The following is an 18,635-nucleotide window of genomic DNA, read 5'->3' as shown; positions in this document are numbered from 1 at the left end:
TCGCCTGTTTTTTTTTGCCTGTGAGGTTCGTGTTTGAATCAATATCGAGACATTTTTTTACCGCAGCTAAAGCTGTAATCGTTTCCTGTCGATATCAACACATTCGGCTCTTTTTAGCGTTCGCTGCGACGACGTGATCGCCACGCGAATGGGTACCGGTTTCACAACAAGGCAAGGAAGAAGTAATGGCTGTAATAAACGGGACAAACGGCGCGGATACGCTGACGGGTACCAGTGGTGATGATGAGATCAATGGGTGGGCCGGCAATGACATCCTCATCGGCGGCGCCGGTGCGGACAAATTAAATGGCGGTGAGGGGTTCGATACTGTCGATTACTCGGCGTCCTCGGCCGGCATCAACGTCGATATCCGACCAGGCACAGGCCTGGCAGGCGTTGGTGGTGATGCACAGGGAGATACCCTGACCGGTGTTGAAAAAGTCATTGGCACTGCATTCAACGATACGTTCACCACCGACGCCTACCTCTTCGCCACCTACGAGGGCGGCGCCGGGGATGACATCTATTACGTCAATGGCGGCGGCGTGACGGCCATCGAGCAAGTTGGCGGCGGCAACGATGAAGTGCGCGTGACCTACAAAGACCACACACTGGCAGCCAACATCGAACGCCTGACCTACACCGGCACTGGCTCGTTCACCGGCTGGGGCAATGCCCTCGACAACATCATCACCGGCGGCAGCGGCAACGACGTGTTCTACGGCGGTGGCGGTGCCGACCAGTTCATCGGCGGCGCCGGTCGCGACACCGTGTCGTACCTCGACAGCACGGTTGCCATGAACATCAACCTGAAAACCGGCGTCGTCTCGGGGATCGGCGCGGGCGATACCTACAACGGTATCGAGGTGATCGCTGGCTCCAAGTACAACGACACCTTCGTGGTCGATAGCCGAATCAGTGGCGTCGACGGCGGAGAAGGTTTTGACACCGTCGATTACTCGACGTCGGCTGCAGGCGTTAACGTCGATATCCGTCCGGGCGCTGGTCTGGCAGGTGTCGGTGGCGATTCGCAGGGCATTACCCTGACCGGCGTCGAAAAGGTCATCGGTTCGGCATTCAACGACACCTTCACCACCGACGCCTACCTCTTCGCTACTTACGAGGGCGGCGCCGGGGATGACATCTATTACGTCAATGGCGGCGGCGTGACGGCCATCGAGCAAGTTGGTGGCGGCAACGATGAAGTTCGCGTGACCTATAGAGATCACACACTGGCAGCCAACATCGAACGGCTGACCTTCACCGGTACCGGTGCGTTTACAGGCATCGGCAACGCAAGCGACAACATAATCACCGGCGGCAGTGGCAACGACGTGCTGTATGGCGGTGGTGGTGCCGACCAGTTCTTCGGCGGTGCGGGTCGCGATACCGTGTCCTATGGCGACAGCACGGTTGCCATGAATATCAATCTGAAAACCGGCGTTATTTCGGGGATCGGTGCGGGTGATACATTCAATGACATTGAAGTGATCGCTGGCTCAAAATACAACGACACCTTCGTGGTCGATAGCCGAATCAGCGGTGTCAACGGTGGTGAGGGTTTTGACACCGTCGATTACTCGACGTCGGCTGCAGGCGTTAACGTCGATATCCGTCCGGGCGCTGGTCTGGCAGGTGTCGGTGGCGATTCTCAGGGCATTACCCTGACCGGCGTCGAAAAGGTTATCGGCTCGGCGTTCAATGACAGTTTCACCACCGACGCCTACCTCTTCGCCACCTACGAGGGCGGCGCCGGGGATGACATCTATTACGTCAATGGCGGTGGCGTGACGGCCATCGAGCAAGTTGGTGGTGGCAACGACGAAGTGCGCGTGACCTACAGGGACCACACACTGGCAGCCAACATCGAACGCCTGACCTACACCGGCACTGGCTCGTTCACCGGCTGGGGCAATGCCACCGACAACATCATCACCGGCGGTAACGGCAACGACATGCTGTACGGCGGTGGAGGTGCCGACCAGTTCTTCGGCGGTGCAGGTCGCGATACGGTGTCGTACCTGGACAGCACGGTGGCGGTCAACATCAACCTGAAAACCGGGGTCAACTCGGGGATCGGTGCAGGCGATACCTACAACAGTATCGAAGTCATTGCGGGCTCCAAATACAACGATACCTTCGTGGTCGACAGCCGGATTTCGGGCGTCGATGGCGGTGAAGGTTTCGACACCGTGGACTACTCGACCTCGGCCGCGGCCGTGAATATCGATATCCGTCCGGGCACCAGTCTGCCGGGTGTCGGTGGCGACTCGCAGGGTGTGACCCTGACCAACGTCGAGAAAGTCATCGGTTCGGCATTCAACGACACCTTCACCACTGACGCCTACCTCTTCGCCACTTACGACGGTGGTGCGGGCGACGATATCTACTACGTCAACGGCGGTGGCGTAACCGTCATCGAACAGGTTGGCGGCGGCAACGATGAAGTACGCGTCAGCTACAAGGATCACACGCTGGCGGCCAACGTCGAGCGCCTGACTTATACCGGTACCGGTTCGTTCACCGGTGTGGGTAACGCGATCGACAACATCATCACCGGTGGCAATGGCAATGACCTGCTTTACGGTGGAGGTGGTGCCGACCAGTTCATCGGTGGTGGGGGCATGGACACTGTGTCCTATGACGACAGCACCGTGGGCGTGAGCATCAACCTGAAAACCGGCATCAGCACCGGGATCGCGACGGGCGATACCTACAACAGTATCGAAGCGATCACGGGCTCGAAGTACAACGACATCTTCGTTGGCAACTCCGCAGCGCTGGCACTCAATGGCGGCACCGGCCTGGATATGGTCAGCTATGAGTCGTCGGACAGTGCAGTCACCATCGACCTGAAAACCAACGTCAATGCTGGCGATGCCGCTGGCGATACCTTTACCGGTATCGAGATCTTCCAGGGCAGCAAGTTTGCCGACACCCTGTCCGGAACAGCGCTCAATGACAACTTCGTGGGTGGCGCTGGCGCCGACGTGATCGACGGCCGTGAAGGCATCGACACCGTTTGGTACGTCAATAACACCACCGCCGTGAACATTAATCTGCAGACCGGTATTAATCAGGGCGGTGATGCACAGGGCGATGTGCTCATCAGCGTAGAAAGTCTCATCGGCACCAACTTCAACGACACGCTGACCGGCAACTCGCTGGCCAACGGGCTTGAGGGTGGTCTGGGCAACGACACCATTTACGGTGGCGATGGCAACGATGTCATTTACGGCAGTTTCTACACCCAGCTCGGGCCGTTCGCGGTTGACGTGGCTGCCGGTGGGCCGCAAGCCGACATGCTGTACGGCGGCAATGGCAATGACCTCATCATCAGCGCTCCGGATGACCGTGGAACGTTCGCCTTTGGTCAAGCTGGCAACGACACGATTCAAGTCGTCAGCGGTACTGCTGATGGTGGCGACGGTAGCGATGATTTGCTCGGTACCGGCGAAAACTTCGTTCTGCTTGGTGGCGCGGGCAATGACGCGCTGACTTTCGGCGGTAACGTTACTTACCCGTGGCAAATGAAAGCCACCGGTTTTGCCAACGGTGGCGAAGGCGGCGATACCTATGTCGTCAATACTGGCCGGCTGGTGACCATCCGTGATGACGGCACTAGCGGTACGGACACGTTGATCCTGAACAACATCCGTTCGGCTGATACGTTGCAACTGGACCGGGTGGGCAACGACCTGTACCTCAATGACGGCTACTTCTCTCCGTCCGATCCAACCGCCCAAGGTGTAAAACTGCAGGAATGGTTCGCTGGCTACAATACCATCGAGCACTTCATGGCAGCCAACGGTGATGTTCTGCCGATCAATGATGGGTTCAACATGTTTGGCTGATCCGCTCCAATCATTGAAATAGCTCGATGAAAGGGATGAGTCCGGTGACGGATTCATCCCTTTTTCATGGCCGCACGTACTGCGACACACCGCGCACGGAGCTGGCGCGTTTCCTGCAAGTCCCCCTCAAATCGCCATAAAACGAGCGCTCGCGGGCATCCCACCTGCGCCCGAACCGGCAAAAAGGTTAGCCAGTAGGCCGCAACGCTCAAGAAAGCTGTGCGCAGCCCGGTGACGAACAAGAGGGGAGACGATGAAGGCAGTTATTTTGGCGGGTGGCCTCGGCACCCGCATCAGTGAAGAGTCGCACCTCAAGCCCAAACCGATGATCGAGATCGGCGGCAAGCCAATTCTCTGGCACATCATGAAGCAGTATTCCGCCCACGGAATTCACGACTTCGTGATCTGCCTCGGCTACAAGGGCTACGCGATCAAGGACTTCTTCGCCAACTACTTCCTGCACACCTCCGACGTCACCTTCAACATGCGCGAAAACCGCATGGACGTGCACCAGAATTACAGCGAGCCCTGGAGCGTCACGCTCATCGACACCGGCGAAGAAACCATGACCGGTGGCCGTCTGCTGCGCGCTGGCCGTTACCTGCAGGATGAAGAAGCGTTCTGCTTCACCTACGGCGATGGCGTTTCCGATTTGAACATTCGCCAACTGGTCGATTACCACAAGGCTCACGGTCGCTTGGCGACCGTCACTGCGGTGCAGCCGCCGGGTCGCTACGGTGCCCTCGAACGCCAAGGCGATCAGGTCCTTGGCTTCACCGAAAAACCTCGTGGAGACGGTGGCTGGATCAACGGCGGTTTCTTCGTACTGTCGCCAAAAGTGTTGCCGTACATCGCGGGTGATGACACCACTTGGGAAGCGGAGCCATTGGCCCGCCTGGCCCAGGACGAACAGCTCAAGGCCTTCGAGCACGACAGCTTCTGGCAACCCATGGACACCCTGCGCGACAAAAACCATCTCGAAGCGCTGTGGCAGAGCGGGGAGGCCCCATGGAAGCAATGGGCCTGAGTGCGGATTTCTGGCGCGGCAAACGCGTTCTCGTCACCGGACATACCGGTTTCAAAGGCAGCTGGCTGACCCTGTGGCTGCAAAGTCTCGGCGCGCAAGTCAGCGGCTTTTCACTGGATCCGTCGACCGAACCGAGCCTGTTCGAACTGGCGCGGGTGCACGAAGGCATCGATGATCAGCGCGGCGATCTGCGTGACCTCGGTGCCTTGCTCGAAATCATTGCCGACACCGAGCCGGAGATCGTCCTGCACCTGGCCGCCCAGCCGCTGGTGCGCGAAGGCTATCGTGACCCGCTCGGCACTTATTCCAGCAACGTCATGGGCACGCTCAACCTGCTCGAAGCGATTCGTCAGGTCGGCTGCGTACGTGCCTGTGTGCTGGTGACCACCGACAAGGTTTATGCCAACAAGGAATGGCTGTGGCCGTACCGCGAAGACGAAGCCCTCGGTGGCCACGATCCTTACAGCAGCAGCAAGGCCTGTTGCGAACTGTTGGCGCAGTCTTACGCGGCGTCTTTCTTCCCGGCAGACAAGTACGCCGAGCACGGTCTGGCCCTGGCCACGGCGCGTGCCGGCAACGTGTTGGGCGGCGGTGATTTTGCCCCTGAGCGGCTGATTCCCGATGTGCTGAAAGCCTGGACGGCAGACGAGCCGGTGACCCTGCGTTACCCGCAAGCCGTGCGCCCATGGCAACACGCGCTGGAGCCATTGGCCGGTTATCTGCAACTGGCTGCCGGCCTCTACGAGCAAGGCCCGGAGTACGCCGGTGCCTGGAACTTCGGCCCCGGCGAGGCGGACATGTGCAGCGTCGGCGAAGTGGTCGAACTGCTCGCCAGCCGCTGGCCGCAAGCGCGCGGTCTGCGCATCGAGCCGAGCGAACTGCACGAGGCCGGTCTGCTGCGTCTGGACAGCAGCCGCGCGCGCCAACTGCTCGGTTGGCAACCGCGCTGGACCTTGCAGCAATGCCTGACCCAGACACTCGACTGGCATTTGGCATGGCAGAACGGCGATGACATGCGCGCCGTCACCCTTGGCCAACTGAACCTGTACCGAGGCGCGTTGTGAGCGAGTTTTCCTTGCAGGCATTGCCGCTGGCCGGGCTGTTCAGTGTCCAGCACAAACGCTTCGAAGATCAGCGCGGGCACTTTTCCCGGTTGTTCTGCGAAGGCAGTCTGAGTGCGTTTGGCAGTGAGTTTCATATCCGCCAGATCAACCATTCCTGCACCCGCGAGAAGGGCAGCGTGCGCGGTCTGCATTATCAGAACGCGAATGCGCCGGAAGCCAAACTGATCACCTGCCTGCGCGGTGAAGTGTGGGATGTGGCGGTCGATTTGCGTCCGGATTCGGAAACCTTTTTGCATTGGCACGCCGAGCATCTGAAGGCCGGCGACGGTCGCAGTCTGTTGATTCCGGCCGGGTTCGCCCACGGTTTCCAGACGCTGACCGAAGACGCCGAATTGCTTTACCTGCACAGCGCCGATTACGCCCCTGCGCATGAGGGCGGTCTGTCGGTGAATGATCCACGGCTGGCCATTGCCTGGCCGTTGCCTGTCAATAATTTGTCAGCGCGTGATTCCAGCCATCCCGCGCTCGATCAACACTTCGCTGGAGTGCGTCTATGAATTGCCGTGGGTGCGCCGCACCGCTGAGCCTGCCGCTGATCGACCTCGGCACCTCGCCACCGTCCAACGCCTACGTGCATGCCGATCGCCTCGAACAGGCCGAGCACTGGGTGCCGCTGAAGGTCGCCGTGTGCCAGCAATGCTGGCTGGTACAGACCGAGGATTACACCTCCGCCGACAGCCTGTTCGATGCCGAATACGCCTACTTCAGTTCGTTCTCCAGCACCTGGCTGGCCCATGCCGAGCGCTATGTGGCCGAGATGGTCGAACGCTTCGGCCTGTCCGCTGACAGCCGCGTGGTCGAAGTCGCTGCCAACGACGGTTACCTGCTGCAATACGTAGCTGGTCGCGGTATTCCGTGTCTGGGCGTCGAGCCGACCCGCAGCACCGCCCAAGCGGCGCGGGAAAAGGGGCTGGACATTCGTGAGCTGTTCTTTGGTCGCGACACCGCCGCGCAGTTGAAAAGCGAAGGCTGGGGCGCTGACCTGATGGCTGCCAACAACGTGCTCGCGCATGTGCCGGACATCAACGACTTCCTCGGTGGTTTCGCGGCACTGCTGAAACCGACCGGTGTGGCGACTTTCGAATTCCCGCAACTGTTGACGCTGATGGCCGGCGCGCAGTTCGACACGCTTTATCACGAGCACTATTCGTATCTGTCGCTGACGGCTGTGCAAACCCTGTGCGAACGCAGCGGCCTGGAAGTCTTCGACGTCAGCCAGTTGAGCACTCACGGCGGATCGCTGCGGGTATTCGTGCAGCGCAAGGACGGCGAGCGTCGCCCGGTGCAACCAGCGGTGCAACAACAGTTGCAGGCTGAACTTGATGCAGGGGTGAAAACCCCCGAGTACTACGCGACCCTTGCGCCTGCCGCCGAACGAATCAAGCATGAACTGCTGCGCTTTTTGCTGCAGGCCAAGGCTGATGGTAAACGTGTGGTGGGTTACGGCGCGGCGGCGAAGGGCAACACCTTGCTCAACTACGCCGGGGTCAAACCGGACCTGCTCGCCTGGGTGGCCGATGCCAACCCGCACAAGCAAGGCAAGTTTCTGCCGGGCAGTCGCATCCCGATTGTTGCGCCGGCACAGATCGATATCGAAAAACCCGACTACGTGCTGGTGCTGCCGTGGAACCTGCTGCACGAAGTCAGTCAGCAACTGGCGCAGGTGCGTCAGTGGGACGGCCGCTTCGTGATTGCGGTGCCTGAGTTGAAAGTGCTGTGAAGGTCCTCGTAACCGGAGCCACGGGCTTCGTCGGTCGGCATCTGGTCGCGGCATTGCTGGCGCGCGGCTGTGTTGTTCGTGCAGTGGCACGCAACGCAGAAACCGCGCAGGGCATGCCGTGGATCAACGATGTCGAGTTCGTCGCGGCGGATATTCACGCCGACGATCTCGATATCGCCGCGTTGACCGAAGGCGTTGATGCGCTGGTTCATCTGGCCTGGCCGGGTTTGCCGAACTATCGGGCGCTGTTCCATTTCGAGCACAACCTGATGGCCGATTACCGCTTCATCAAGCGTGCGGTCGAGGCGGGGGTGAAGCAGGTTCTGGTCACCGGCACCTGCTTCGAGTACGGCATGCAAAGCGGCCCGCTCAGCGAAAACACCGAGCCAAGGCCGAGCAATCCGTACGGTCTGGCCAAGCACACCTTGCACCTGTTTTTGCAGAACCTGCAGCAAGAACATCCGTTCACCCTGCAATGGGCGCGGCTGTTTTATCTGCACGGCGAAGGGCAGAACCCAAACAGTCTGCTGGCGGCGCTGGACCGTGCAGTCGATGCCGGTGAGGCGTCGTTCAACATGTCGGCCGGCGAGCAGTTGCGCGACTTTCTGCCAATCGAGACCGCTGCCGGTTACCTCACCGCGATTCTGCATCAACGCGACTTCAGCGGCGTGATCAATTGCGCCAGTGGCCAGCCGATTTCAGTAAGAACCCTCGTCGAGCAACGCCTGCGCGAACGCGGCGCTTCGATTGATTTGAACCTGGGGCATTACCCCTACCCGACACACGAACCCATGGCGTTCTGGGCGGTGGTCGACCGTTTGCAAGATCTGCTTGAGGTGCCGCAGAGCAACTGATGTGCCTCGAAGCGAATGCCTTTGGCAGCGTGACTATCAAATGACTTTTCAGTGAGACCGGACAATGAGCGATAACGTAATCAAAGCCTTCGAGGCGGAGTGCCAGGCCGAAGTAATTGCCCAAGGCCAGGACAAGGACCTGAAGGCGTTGGCCCAGGAGTTCTACAACCAGTCGGCCAAACACAAATACACCTATCACTTTTCGTGGATGGGTCGTCCGATCATTCAATTGCCGCAAGACATGATGGCAATGCAGGAACTGATCTGGCGGATCAAGCCAGACCTGGTGATCGAGTGCGGTATCGCCCACGGCGGTTCGATCATTTACTACGCCTCGCTGCTCGAATTGCAGGGCCACGGCGAAGTGCTGGGCATCGATCGCGACATCCGTGCGCACAACCGTGAGGCCATCGAAAGCCATCAGATGATCAAGCGCATCAGCATGATCGAAGGCTCGAGCCTCGATCCGGCAGTGGTCGAGCAGGTTCGTCAGGCTGCGGCCGGCAAGAAAGTGATCGTGGTGCTCGACTCCAACCACACCCACGACCATGTCCTCGAAGAGCTGCGTCTTTATGCACCACTCGTCTCGGTGGACAGCTACTGCGTGGTCATGGACACCGTGGTTGAAGACATGCCGGCCGATGCCTTCCCGGATCGCCCGTGGGGTCCGGGTGACAACCCGAAAACCGCGGTTTGGGCCTACCTCAAAGAGAATCAGGATTTCGAGATTGACCAGCAGATGCAAGACAAGCTGCTGATCACGGTCGCCTCGGACGGTTATCTGCGTCGGGTTCGTTGATCCGTTCCATCATTAAAGTGTTTTTCGGGCGGTTTCGCCGGTAGTGGGGAGAAGTTATGCAAGGCAAGTACGGTTCTGAAAACAAGCTGCCATTGAGCGAGTTGCTGACGGTGGTACTGATCACCCACAACCGCCCGGCTTTTTTGCGTCGAGCGCTGCAGTACTACAGCGGCCTGCCTTGCAAGGTTTTGGTACTGGATTCTTCTTCCGAGCGCCCGGAAGGTGATTTCTCCGCGGTCGATTATCAGCACCTGCCGCAATTCGCCTACTGGGGGATGCAGGCCAAACTGACCTACGGCGTCGAGCAACTGACGACGCCGTATATGGTGTTCGCGGCTGACGACGATTTCATCCTGCATGAATCGCTGGCCGAGTCAGTCAACTTCCTGGAGGCCAACCGCGACTACGGGCTGTGCCACGGCTACTGCCTGATGTACCTGGCGCTGGCCGGCAGCGTCAGCTACTACCGACGCGACAAGAAAATCTGCGAAGACTACGCGTCGGAGCGTGCCGAGGATCGCGTTCTCGATTTCATGCACCAGTACGTGCCGCCGTTCTATGGCGTGTGCCGCACCTCGATCATCAAGGACTGGTACGCGGCATTGCCGCCGGGCACCAGTTTCGAATGGCAGGAAATCGGCCACACCTACTACCTGCTGGCGAACGCCAAGGCGCGCATTCTGCCGATTCCTTATGTCGTGCGCGAGATCAACATCGGTTTCTCCGACCACAATACCGAGGTCTACCACGCGCTGTCGTACACCGATACCAAGTCGGTGAGCGAGCGCGAAGCCTTCGCCGAATTCCTCGCCTCTTTGCCGACCGGTATCACCGATCTCGACCAGGCGCAGCGCAAGGCGTTGGCCCTGGAAAGCTTCGCGGCCATGACGGACAGCCTGGTCTCCGGACGGGCGTTGACGACCGAGCTGATTTTCGAGTCCACCTGGAGCAATCTTACCAAGACACCAGAGCGCAAATTCGGGCCACGCCAATACGTCGAGATGCCTTTCTACAACGAGCGCTTTTTTGACTTGCTGACCCAGTTCGAGTTTTTGCTGCACGCGATGCCGGCCGGTCGCATTCAGCTGGAAAAACTCGAGGGTGTATGGACCCGGCAGGAATACCTGCTGCAGGCACGCAATAACGATACGGCGCAAAGTGTCGTCGACCGGTTGTGGCAGGCCCATGACAGCAACGCGTTCAACCGCGCTGTGCTCAAGCGCCTGACGGCGCAACTGCAAACCCTGGGCGAAGAAGAGCAAGCGCAGAAGATAGCTGAGTGGGATGCTCGTCTGGCGGCAGTGGCGGACACCGATCATTACCCGGTCTTCAGCAAGATGCTCTCGGGCCGTTTGCTCGACTGGCTGGCGGCCCGCAAGCCGGACGCCGAACAGGCTGCGTTGATTGCCAGGCATCTGGCGGCGAACAATGGCGGTCCACAATTCGGCATCTTCCTGCTGGATCTGGACAACAACGTCGAGAAGCTGCAAGTGACACTCGACAGCCTCGTCGAAGGTCACAGCAAGGCTTTCAAAATCGTCGTCTTCACCACGGGCGAGCCGCAGAGCGCGACCACCGCACAGAACACCTTGCACTTTGTCCGGGTCACGCCGGGCAGCCTCGTCGACAAACTGAACCTGAGCGCCGCGCAATCTCCATGCGACTGGTTGCTGCTGGCGAACGTGGGTGATGAATTCACGCCGAGCGGCCTGTTGCGCGCCGGCCTGGAACTGATGTCGGCCACGGGGCTTCGCGCGGTGGCCACTGATGAAATCCAGCGCACTGAAGAAGGTGCGCTGGTGGACGTGTTCCGCCCTGGCTTCAATCTTGATTTGCTGCAGAGCATCCCGTCGCTGATGGCACGCCATTGGCTTGTGCGCCGCGACGTGCTGCTGGAGGTCGGCGGTTATCAGGCCGACTTCAGCAAAGCGATGGAGTTCGACCTGCTGCTGCGCATCATTGAGCAGGGCGGCCTCGACGGTCTGGCGCATCTCGACGAGCCGTTGTTGATCACACAAGCAGCAGCGCTGGAAGAAAACGCCCACGAGCGTCAGGCTTTGTTGCGCCATCTGGGCAATCGCGGCTACCAGGCCAAAGTGACTTCGGCGGCGCCGGGCACCTGGCAGATTGATTACCGCCACACTGAGCAGCCGATGGTGTCGATCATTCTGCCGGTCATTGATGACTTGCCAGTGATGCGCCGCTGCCTGGAAGGCCTGCTGCTCAGAACCCGCTACAACCGCTATGAAGTACTGGTGGCGGCAAACGCTAATCAATCGGCAGCGGTCAATGACTGGCTGGGTGCATTGCGCCATCCGAAAGTGAACGTCTTGCGCGCCGATCAAACACTCGGCGAAGTGGCGCTGTATAACGCTGCCAGCGAGCAGGCGCAGGGTGAATGCCTGGTTCTGCTGGCCGCTGACGCCGAAGTCGTCAACCCGAACTGGCTCGACTCGTTGCTCAACCATGCCCAGCGTCCGGAAGTCGGGATCGTTGGTGCCAAACTGGTCAGCCGTGACGGGAAAATCTCCCAGGCGGGTTTGATTCTCGGTCTGAACGGTGGCGTCGGTTCGGCGTTCATCGGCGAGAAACACAGTGCTGCGGGTTACATGCAGCGCCTGTCGGTCGAGCAGAACTATTCGGCCGTGTCGAAGACGTGCCTGATGCTGCGTAAAGAGTTGTTCAATGCGCTCGGTGGCCTGGATGAAGTGACCTTTGCTGATGGTTTCAGCGATGTCGATCTGTGCCTCAAGGCCGGGCAGGCCGGTTACCTCACCGTGTGGACGCCGCTGGTCCAGGTGTTGCACACCGGTGAATTACCGCAAGCCCCTGAGGCACTGGCCGCATTGCGCGAGAAATGGAGCAGCGCTTTTGCCCAGGACCCGGCTTACAACGCCAACCTGGCCCTGACCGGCAAAGGCTTTACCCTGGCTGAAAACACTTCGATCAATTGGTCGCAGTTGCTGGCTTGAGTCCGTCGGACAGGGAACAGGAATTACACATGTTCAACGGTAAATCGATCTTCATCTCCGGCGGCACGGGCTCGTTCGGGCGCAACTTCATCCGCCGCTTGCTGGAGCAGTACCAGCCCAAGCGCGTGGTGGTGTTCTCCCGTGATGAGCTCAAGCAATACGAAATGCAGCAGACGTTCAACGCGCCGTGCATGCGTTACTTCATCGGTGACGTGCGTGATGCTGACCGTCTGCGTCAGGCCATGCGCGGCATCGATTACGTGGTGCATGCCGCCGCGTTGAAGCAGGTGCCGGCGGCTGAGTACAACCCGACCGAATGCATTCGCACCAACGTCAACGGCGCGGAAAACATCATCGCCGCGGCCATCGACAACGGTGTGAAAAAGGTTGTGGCGTTGTCCACCGACAAGGCTGCCAGCCCGATCAATCTGTACGGCGCGACCAAGTTGCTCTCGGACAAATTGTTCGTCGCCGCCAACAACATTGCCGGCGAGCAGGAAACCCGATTTGCCGTGGTGCGCTACGGCAACGTGGCCGGTTCGCGTGGCTCGGTGGTGCCGTTCTTCAGCAAGCTGATCGCCGATGGCGCGCAAGAGCTGCCGATCACCGACGAGCGCATGACACGGTTCTGGATCACCCTCGACCACGGTGTGCAGTTCGTGCTCGACAGCTTCGCGCGGATGCACGGTGGCGAAGTGTTCGTGCCGAAGATTCCGTCGATTCGCATCGTCGATCTGGCCCGTGGCATGGCTGAACATCTGCCGCACAAAAACGTCGGCATTCGTCCCGGGGAAAAACTCCATGAGTTGATGGTGCCGCTGGACGATGCGCGGATGACTATTGAGTTCGAGGATCACTACACCATCCAGCCGTCGATTCGCTTTACCAGCGTCGATGTCGATTTTGCCGTCGACAAACTTGGCGAGCATGGGCGCGCGGTGAGTGAAGATTTTGAATATCGCTCCGACACCAATCCGCACTACCTCTCGGTCGGACAGATCGCGGCGCTGCACGCGAAGCTCTCGGTATGATTCCTTACGGTCGGCAGAGTCTCGATCAGTCGGACATCGATGCCGTCGTTGAGGTGTTGCAGTCGGACTGGTTGACCCAAGGGCCGACCATCGAGCGCTTCGAGCAGGCTGTGGCCGAGCGTTGCCAGGCCGATTTCGCCGTGGCGGTGTGCAACGCCACGGCGGCGCTGCACATTGCGTGTCTGGCGGCGGGGCTTGGCCCGGGCGACCGTCTGTGGACCACGCCGAATACATTCCTGGCCTCGGCCAATTGCGGGCGTTACTGCGGCGCCGACGTGGATTTTGTCGACATCGATCCGCTGACCTGGAACCTCGATGCTTACGCGTTGGCGGCGAAACTGGATCAGGCTGAACAGGACGGCAAACAGCCAAAAGTCTTGGTGGCGGTGGCGTTTTCCGGGCAGAGCTGCGACATGCGCAAGATTGGCGAGCTGGCCGAGCGCTACAACTTCACCGTGATCGAAGATGCCTCCCACGCGGTCGGCGCTTCTTACGCCGGGCGTCCGGTGGGTTGCGGTGAATTTGCGGCGATGACCGTGTTCAGTTTTCATCCGGTGAAGATCATCACCAGTGCCGAGGGCGGCATGGTCCTGACCAATCGCCCGGCCCTGGCCGAGCGCCTGCAACGCCTGCGCAGCCATGGCATGACCCGCGATTCGCAGCAGATGAACGAGCCCAGCCACGGCCCTTGGTACTACCAGCAGATCGAGCTGGGCTTCAATTACCGGATCACCGATCTGCAAGCCGCGCTGGGCTTGTCGCAACTGGCCAAGCTGGATGACTTCATCGCTCGGCGTCGTGAGTTGGCAGCGCGGTACGAGCAGTTGCTGACGTACTTGCCGCTGACGTTACCCAGCGCTCAACCGGACGCGGAATCAGCCTGGCATTTGTATGTGGTGCGCTTGCAGACCGAGCGCATCAGCCTCAGTCACCGTCAGGTGTTCGAGGGCTTGCGCGCGGCCGGCATCGGCGTGAATCTGCACTACATTCCGGTGCATCTGCAGCCTTACTATCAGGCACTGGGTTTTGCCGAGGGCGACTTTCCCGAAGCCGAACGCTATTACGCCGAGGCGATCAGCCTGCCGATGTTTCCGCTGCTGACCGAGGAGCAGCAGGATTACGTGGTCGAGCAATTGCGCCGGCTGCTGATTGAGGAGTAGGGCAACGTGAGCAACATTGCAATCATCCCGGCGCGCGGGGGCAGCAAACGCATCCCGCGCAAGAATCTTGCGCCGTTCGACGGCGTGCCGATGATTGTCCGTTCGATTCGTACGGCGCTGGATTCGGGCTTGTTCGATCAGGTTGTCGTCAGTACCGATGACGAAGAAATCGCCGAGGTCGCGCGGGCGCACGGGGCTGATGTGCCGTTTTTGCGCCCGGCCGATCTGGCGGATGATTTTACCGGCACCGCCGCAGTGATCGTGCATGCCTTGCAGCAACTGCCGGCCTTTGATTACGCCTGCTGCGTGTACGCCACGGCGCCGTTGTTGCAGGCGCGTTATCTGCGTCAGGGGTATGAGCTGCTTGCACAGCATCCGGAAAAATCTTTCGCTTTCTCCGTGTGCAACTTCGGGTTCCCGGTGCAGCGTGCGCTGACGCTGGACGGGCAGGGCGCGTTGACGGCGTTGTATCCCGAGTTTCGCAACACCCGTTCGCAGGATCTGCCCGAAGCGTTTCAGGATGCCGGGCAGTTTTATTGGGGCCGCACGGATGCGTGGCTGCGCGGCGAGGTGGTCTATTCGCCCGTCAGCCTGCCGGTGATTTTGCCCCGGCATCTGGTGCAGGACATCGATACGCCTGAAGACTGGAAACGTGCCGAATACCTTTACGCCGCGCTCAAGGCCGGCGGAGAGTTGCAATGAGAATCCTGATTCGCGCCGACGCCTCACCCACCATCGGCAGCGGCCATATCGCCCGCTGCCTGACGCTGGCGCGGGTGCTGCGCAAGCAGGGCAGTCATGTCGCGTTTGCCTGTCGGCAGTTGCCGGGGCATCGACTCGATGCACTGAGCGGCGAAGGTTTCGAGACTTTTGCGTTGCCCGGTCGTTATCCCGATGAAGACCCCCAGCAGGCCATCGAGTCGATGCTGCCTTGGCAGGCCGACATCGATGCGTTGGATTTGCTGCTGGAAGATCACGCCGAATTCGACTGGATCATCGCCGACCATTACGGCCTCGATCATCACTGGCAGACCGCCGCACGGCATTGGGCGCCGCGTATTGCTGCCGTCGACGATCTCGCCACTCGGCGCTACAGCGTTGATTTGCTGCTCAATCAGAATTTGTCCGGCCTCAGCGATAACTACACGCCGCTGTTGCCCGAGGGCTGCCGCACACTGCTCGGCCCGCGCTATGCCATGTTGCGTGAAGAGTTCGATTGCCCGGCGATCGAAATCAAACCCGAAGCCCGGCGAGTGCTGGTTAACTTCGGCGGTTTCGACGCGGCGATGCAGACCCATCACGCCATGTTGGCGTTGGCCGATTTTACTGAGCTTGAAGTGGACTTCGTCGCCGGTGTCGACAACCCGGCATGGGCGCAGATGCAGGCACTGGCGCAAACGCGGCCAAACTGGCGTCTGCACAGTTTTGTCAGCGATTTCCATCAACGCATGACCGAGGCCGATCTGTTTATCGGCGCCGGTGGCGGCACCAGTTGGGAGCGAGCGGCGTTGGGTTTGCCGACGATCTGTATAGCGGTGTCGAATAACCAGCAGGTCAACGGCGAGGTGATGGCGGCAGCGGGCGCACATGTATTCATGGGCGCGCGCGAGCAGGTCAGCGTTGCGCAGTTGCGTGACGCGATTGGTTTTGTCGCCGCTAATTTTTATCTGCGCCAGAGCCTGGCCGAACGTTCTCGGCAAATGGTCGATGGGCGCGGTGCATTGCGAGTCGCTGCGGCATTAGCCGATGGTGTGCCCGAGTTAAGTCACGCCACACTGGACGATGCGCAATTGCTGCCCGACGGGCTGAACTCCAGTTTGAATAAAGGGAACACCGTTCATGAGTAGTTTCAAGATTGGCGACCGTCTGATCGGTACCGATGCGCCGCCGTTCATCATTGCCGAGATGAGCGGCAATCATAACCAGTCGCTGGACGTGGCCCTGCAAATTGTCGAAGCCGCCGCCAAGGCCGGCGCGCACGCTCTGAAACTGCAAACCTACACCGCCCAGACCATGACGCTGGATCTGGCCGAGGGCGAGTTCTTCATCAAAGACCCGGGCAGCCTGTGGGCCGGCACTTCTTTGTACGACTTGTACGAGCAGGCCCACACACCGTGGGAATGGCATGCGCCGATCTTCGCTCGCGCCAAGGAGCTGGGGATGCTCGCGTTCTCGACGCCGTTCGACGACACGGCCGTGGATTTTCTCGAAAGCCTCGACGTGCCGGCGTACAAGATCGCCAGTTTTGAAAACACCGATCTGCCGTTGATCCGCCGTGTCGCCGCCACCGGCAAGCCGCTGATCATCTCCACCGGCATGGCCAGCATTGCCGAACTCGATGAAACCGTGCGCGCTGCCCGTGAAGCCGGGTGCAAGGATCTGGTGTTGCTCAAATGCACCAGCACTTATCCGGCGACTCCGGCAAACAGCAATGTGCGGACGATCCCGCACCTGCGTGATTTGTTCGGTTGTGAAGTGGGGCTGTCCGATCACTCGATGGGCGTTGGCGTCTCGGTGGCGGCCGTGGCGCTCGGCGCGACGGTGGTGGAAAAGCACTTCACCCTCGACCGTTCGGCGGGCGGGGTGGATGCCAGTTTCTCGCTGGAGCCGGCCGAGATGGCCAGCCTGGTGGTGGAAACCGAACGCGCATGGCAAGCGCTCGGCAAGGTGCAATACGGCGCAACCGAAGCCGAACTCAAGTCGGTGGTGTATCGCCGCTCGCTGTACGTGACCGCCGACATGGCCGCCGGTGACCCCTTTACGCAGGACAATCTGCGCGCCATTCGCCCCGGCCTCGGCCTGCCGCCCAAGCACACCGATGCCGTGCTCGGGCGCTGCGCTCGCGCGCCGATCAAGCGCGGTACGCCGCTGGATTGGTCATTGGTCGAATAACCAATCTGTAAGGGATTCGGCAAAATAGCGTGACCTGCGAGTCATAACGCGCATCTTCACTGTATTGTATTGATCGGGGAGATGGCGCCTGGCCCGTTTTCGGTTCCAGTGATAGCCCTTTGCGCTCCCCTTGGTTGCCCTTCGTGGCAACCATTTTCTGTTTGTCGGCGCCCCTCGAATCCTTGCGAGCGGTGGTCTTGAGCTGTTTTTTATTGGGAAGCCGTAATGATTGGCATAAAAAGCATTGCGAGCTACGTTCCTGTAGCCGGCGTGGACAATTACGCACAAGGTGCAAAATTCGAGAAGGATGAAGAATTCATCCTTGGCAAGATTGGCTCGGCATTCCTGCCGCGCAAAGACGCTGATCAAGAAACCTCCGATCTGTGTGTGGAAGCAGCCAACGCGCTGTTTGCCAGCAACCCTGAGTTGAAGCGTGAATCGATCGATGCCTTGATCGTCGTCACCCAGAACGGTGATGAAGAAGGCCTGCCGCACACTGCCGCGATCGTGCAGGACAAACTCGGTCTGCCTACCAATGTCGCCGCGTTCGATATTTCGTTGGGCTGCTCCGGTTATGTCTACGGCATCTACGCGATCAAGGGCTTCATGGAGGCCGCCGGCCTGAAGAACGGCCTGCTGATCACCGCCGATCCGTATTCAAAAATCGTTGACCCGGAAGACCGCAACACCACCATGCTGTTCGGTGATGCCGCTACCGCGACCTGGATGGGTGAAGATCCGACCTGGGCGCTGGGCAAGGCCAAGTTCGGCACCGACGGTTCCGGCGCGCCACACCTGAAAGTCACCGATGGTGTGTTCTTCATGAACGGTCGTCAGGTGTTCAACTTTGCGCTGCTCAAAGTCCCGGCGCACTTGCACGAGTTGCTCGATGATTCCGGTCTCAAAGCTGATGATATCGATGCCTTCTGCATTCACCAGGGCAGTGCGGCGATTGTCGATGCCGTGGCGCGACGCTTTGAAGGCGAGCCTGAGAAGTTCATCAAGGACATGGTCGAGACCGGCAATACTGTGTCGTCGAGTATTCCGCTGCTGCTGGAAAAGCACGTAATCGATTCCGCCTGGCAGCGCGTCGCGCTCAGTGGTTTCGGTGTCGGTCTGTCGTGGGGTTCGGCGATCATCTTCCGCCCCTGAGCCTGATTAAAAACGGCGGATACAAAAATAGCGTTCAAGGTTAACCTTGA

General features: G+C 59.9%; 13 protein-coding genes and 1 pseudogene. All 14 read left to right on the top strand.

The window, feature by feature from the left end; genetic code table 11:
• Positions 1–185: 185 nt before the first annotated feature.
• Positions 186–3,854 carry a beta strand repeat-containing protein gene (locus IEQ42_RS00820; RefSeq protein ID WP_210702257.1) on the top strand — a complete coding sequence of 1,223 codons (3,669 nt, stop codon included), beginning with the start codon at positions 186–188 and terminating at the stop codon, positions 3,852–3,854.
• Between the two features lie 253 nt (positions 3,855–4,107).
• Positions 4,108–4,881 carry a glucose-1-phosphate cytidylyltransferase gene (gene rfbF, locus IEQ42_RS00815; RefSeq protein WP_210702256.1) on the top strand — a complete coding sequence of 258 codons (774 nt, stop codon included), beginning with the start codon at positions 4,108–4,110 and terminating at the stop codon, positions 4,879–4,881.
• Positions 4,863–5,945, top strand: coding sequence for a CDP-glucose 4,6-dehydratase (rfbG, locus tag IEQ42_RS00810; protein WP_150602941.1), 1,083 nt, complete (start codon positions 4,863–4,865; stop codon positions 5,943–5,945). The genes rfbF and rfbG overlap by 19 nt, the downstream gene beginning before the upstream one ends.
• Entirely contained in the window at positions 5,942–6,502 is a 561-nt protein-coding gene (locus tag IEQ42_RS00805) for a dTDP-4-dehydrorhamnose 3,5-epimerase family protein (RefSeq protein ID WP_150594275.1), read from the top strand. The genes rfbG and IEQ42_RS00805 overlap by 4 nt, the downstream gene beginning before the upstream one ends.
• On the top strand, positions 6,499–7,725 hold the full coding sequence (locus IEQ42_RS00800; protein ID WP_210702255.1) for a class I SAM-dependent methyltransferase: 1,227 nt from the start codon (positions 6,499–6,501) through the stop codon (positions 7,723–7,725). Before IEQ42_RS00805 ends, IEQ42_RS00800 begins: the two co-directional genes overlap by 4 nt.
• Positions 7,722–8,579 carry an NAD-dependent epimerase/dehydratase family protein gene (locus IEQ42_RS00795; protein ID WP_210702254.1) on the top strand — a complete coding sequence of 286 codons (858 nt, stop codon included), beginning with the start codon at positions 7,722–7,724 and terminating at the stop codon, positions 8,577–8,579. Before IEQ42_RS00800 ends, IEQ42_RS00795 begins: the two co-directional genes overlap by 4 nt.
• Before the next feature lie 64 nt (positions 8,580–8,643).
• Positions 8,644–9,378 (top strand): cephalosporin hydroxylase family protein, encoded by a 735-nt coding sequence (locus IEQ42_RS00790; protein WP_210622227.1) that lies wholly within the window; start codon positions 8,644–8,646, stop codon positions 9,376–9,378.
• Positions 9,379–9,434: 56 nt separating this feature from the next.
• Positions 9,435–12,350: a glycosyltransferase family 2 protein gene (locus IEQ42_RS00785; protein ID WP_210702253.1), complete on the top strand. Its 2,916-nt coding sequence runs from the start codon at positions 9,435–9,437 to the stop codon at positions 12,348–12,350.
• Positions 12,351–12,379: 29 nt separating this feature from the next.
• A complete protein-coding gene (gene pseB / locus IEQ42_RS00780; protein WP_210622229.1) occupies positions 12,380–13,381 on the top strand; it encodes a UDP-N-acetylglucosamine 4,6-dehydratase (inverting) in 1,002 nt (333 codons plus the stop codon).
• The gene (pseC, locus tag IEQ42_RS00775) at positions 13,378–14,541 is read left to right on the top strand and encodes a UDP-4-amino-4,6-dideoxy-N-acetyl-beta-L-altrosamine transaminase (RefSeq protein WP_210702252.1); all 1,164 of its coding nucleotides are present in this window, start codon (positions 13,378–13,380) and stop codon (positions 14,539–14,541) included. The genes pseB and pseC overlap by 4 nt, the downstream gene beginning before the upstream one ends.
• 6 nt (positions 14,542–14,547) lie before the next feature.
• Positions 14,548–15,243 carry a pseudaminic acid cytidylyltransferase gene (gene pseF / locus IEQ42_RS00770; protein ID WP_210702251.1) on the top strand — a complete coding sequence of 232 codons (696 nt, stop codon included), beginning with the start codon at positions 14,548–14,550 and terminating at the stop codon, positions 15,241–15,243.
• Positions 15,240–16,355, top strand: a pseudogene (pseG, locus tag IEQ42_RS00765) (UDP-2,4-diacetamido-2,4,6-trideoxy-beta-L-altropyranose hydrolase); the annotation flags it as partial. The gene pseF and the pseudogene pseG, both read left to right, overlap by 4 nt.
• A 25-nt stretch (positions 16,356–16,380) precedes the next feature.
• Positions 16,381–17,433, top strand: a complete 1,053-nt coding sequence (gene pseI / locus IEQ42_RS00760) for a pseudaminic acid synthase (protein WP_210702250.1) — start codon at positions 16,381–16,383, stop codon at positions 17,431–17,433.
• 225 nt (positions 17,434–17,658) lie between these two features.
• Positions 17,659–18,585, top strand: coding sequence for a ketoacyl-ACP synthase III (locus IEQ42_RS00755; protein WP_210700850.1), 927 nt, complete (start codon positions 17,659–17,661; stop codon positions 18,583–18,585).
• The last annotated feature ends 50 nt before the right edge of the window (positions 18,586–18,635 follow it).

Origin of the sequence: Pseudomonas iridis, from assembly GCF_017980685.1 — a bacterium.
Taxonomy (GTDB): Bacteria; Pseudomonadota; Gammaproteobacteria; order Pseudomonadales; family Pseudomonadaceae; genus Aquipseudomonas; species Aquipseudomonas iridis.
This window is presented reverse-complemented; position numbering and strand designations above follow the sequence as displayed.

What these genes read in the sequence shown, in the direction of transcription:
- IEQ42_RS00785 (WP_210702253.1), top strand. Translation starts at nt 9,435, where the DNA reads ATGCAAGGCAAGTACGGTTCTGAAAACAAGCTGCCATTGAGCGAGTTG.
- IEQ42_RS00790 (WP_210622227.1), top strand. Translation starts at nt 8,644, where the DNA reads ATGAGCGATAACGTAATCAAAGCCTTCGAGGCGGAGTGCCAGGCCGAA.
- IEQ42_RS00755 (WP_210700850.1), top strand. Translation starts at nt 17,659, where the DNA reads ATGATTGGCATAAAAAGCATTGCGAGCTACGTTCCTGTAGCCGGCGTG.
- IEQ42_RS00800 (WP_210702255.1), top strand. Translation starts at nt 6,499, where the DNA reads ATGAATTGCCGTGGGTGCGCCGCACCGCTGAGCCTGCCGCTGATCGAC.
- pseI (WP_210702250.1), top strand. Translation starts at nt 16,381, where the DNA reads ATGAGTAGTTTCAAGATTGGCGACCGTCTGATCGGTACCGATGCGCCG.
- pseC (WP_210702252.1), top strand. Translation starts at nt 13,378, where the DNA reads ATGATTCCTTACGGTCGGCAGAGTCTCGATCAGTCGGACATCGATGCC.
- rfbG (WP_150602941.1), top strand. Translation starts at nt 4,863, where the DNA reads ATGGAAGCAATGGGCCTGAGTGCGGATTTCTGGCGCGGCAAACGCGTT.
- rfbF (WP_210702256.1), top strand. Translation starts at nt 4,108, where the DNA reads ATGAAGGCAGTTATTTTGGCGGGTGGCCTCGGCACCCGCATCAGTGAA.
- IEQ42_RS00820 (WP_210702257.1), top strand. Translation starts at nt 186, where the DNA reads ATGGCTGTAATAAACGGGACAAACGGCGCGGATACGCTGACGGGTACC.
- pseB (WP_210622229.1), top strand. Translation starts at nt 12,380, where the DNA reads ATGTTCAACGGTAAATCGATCTTCATCTCCGGCGGCACGGGCTCGTTC.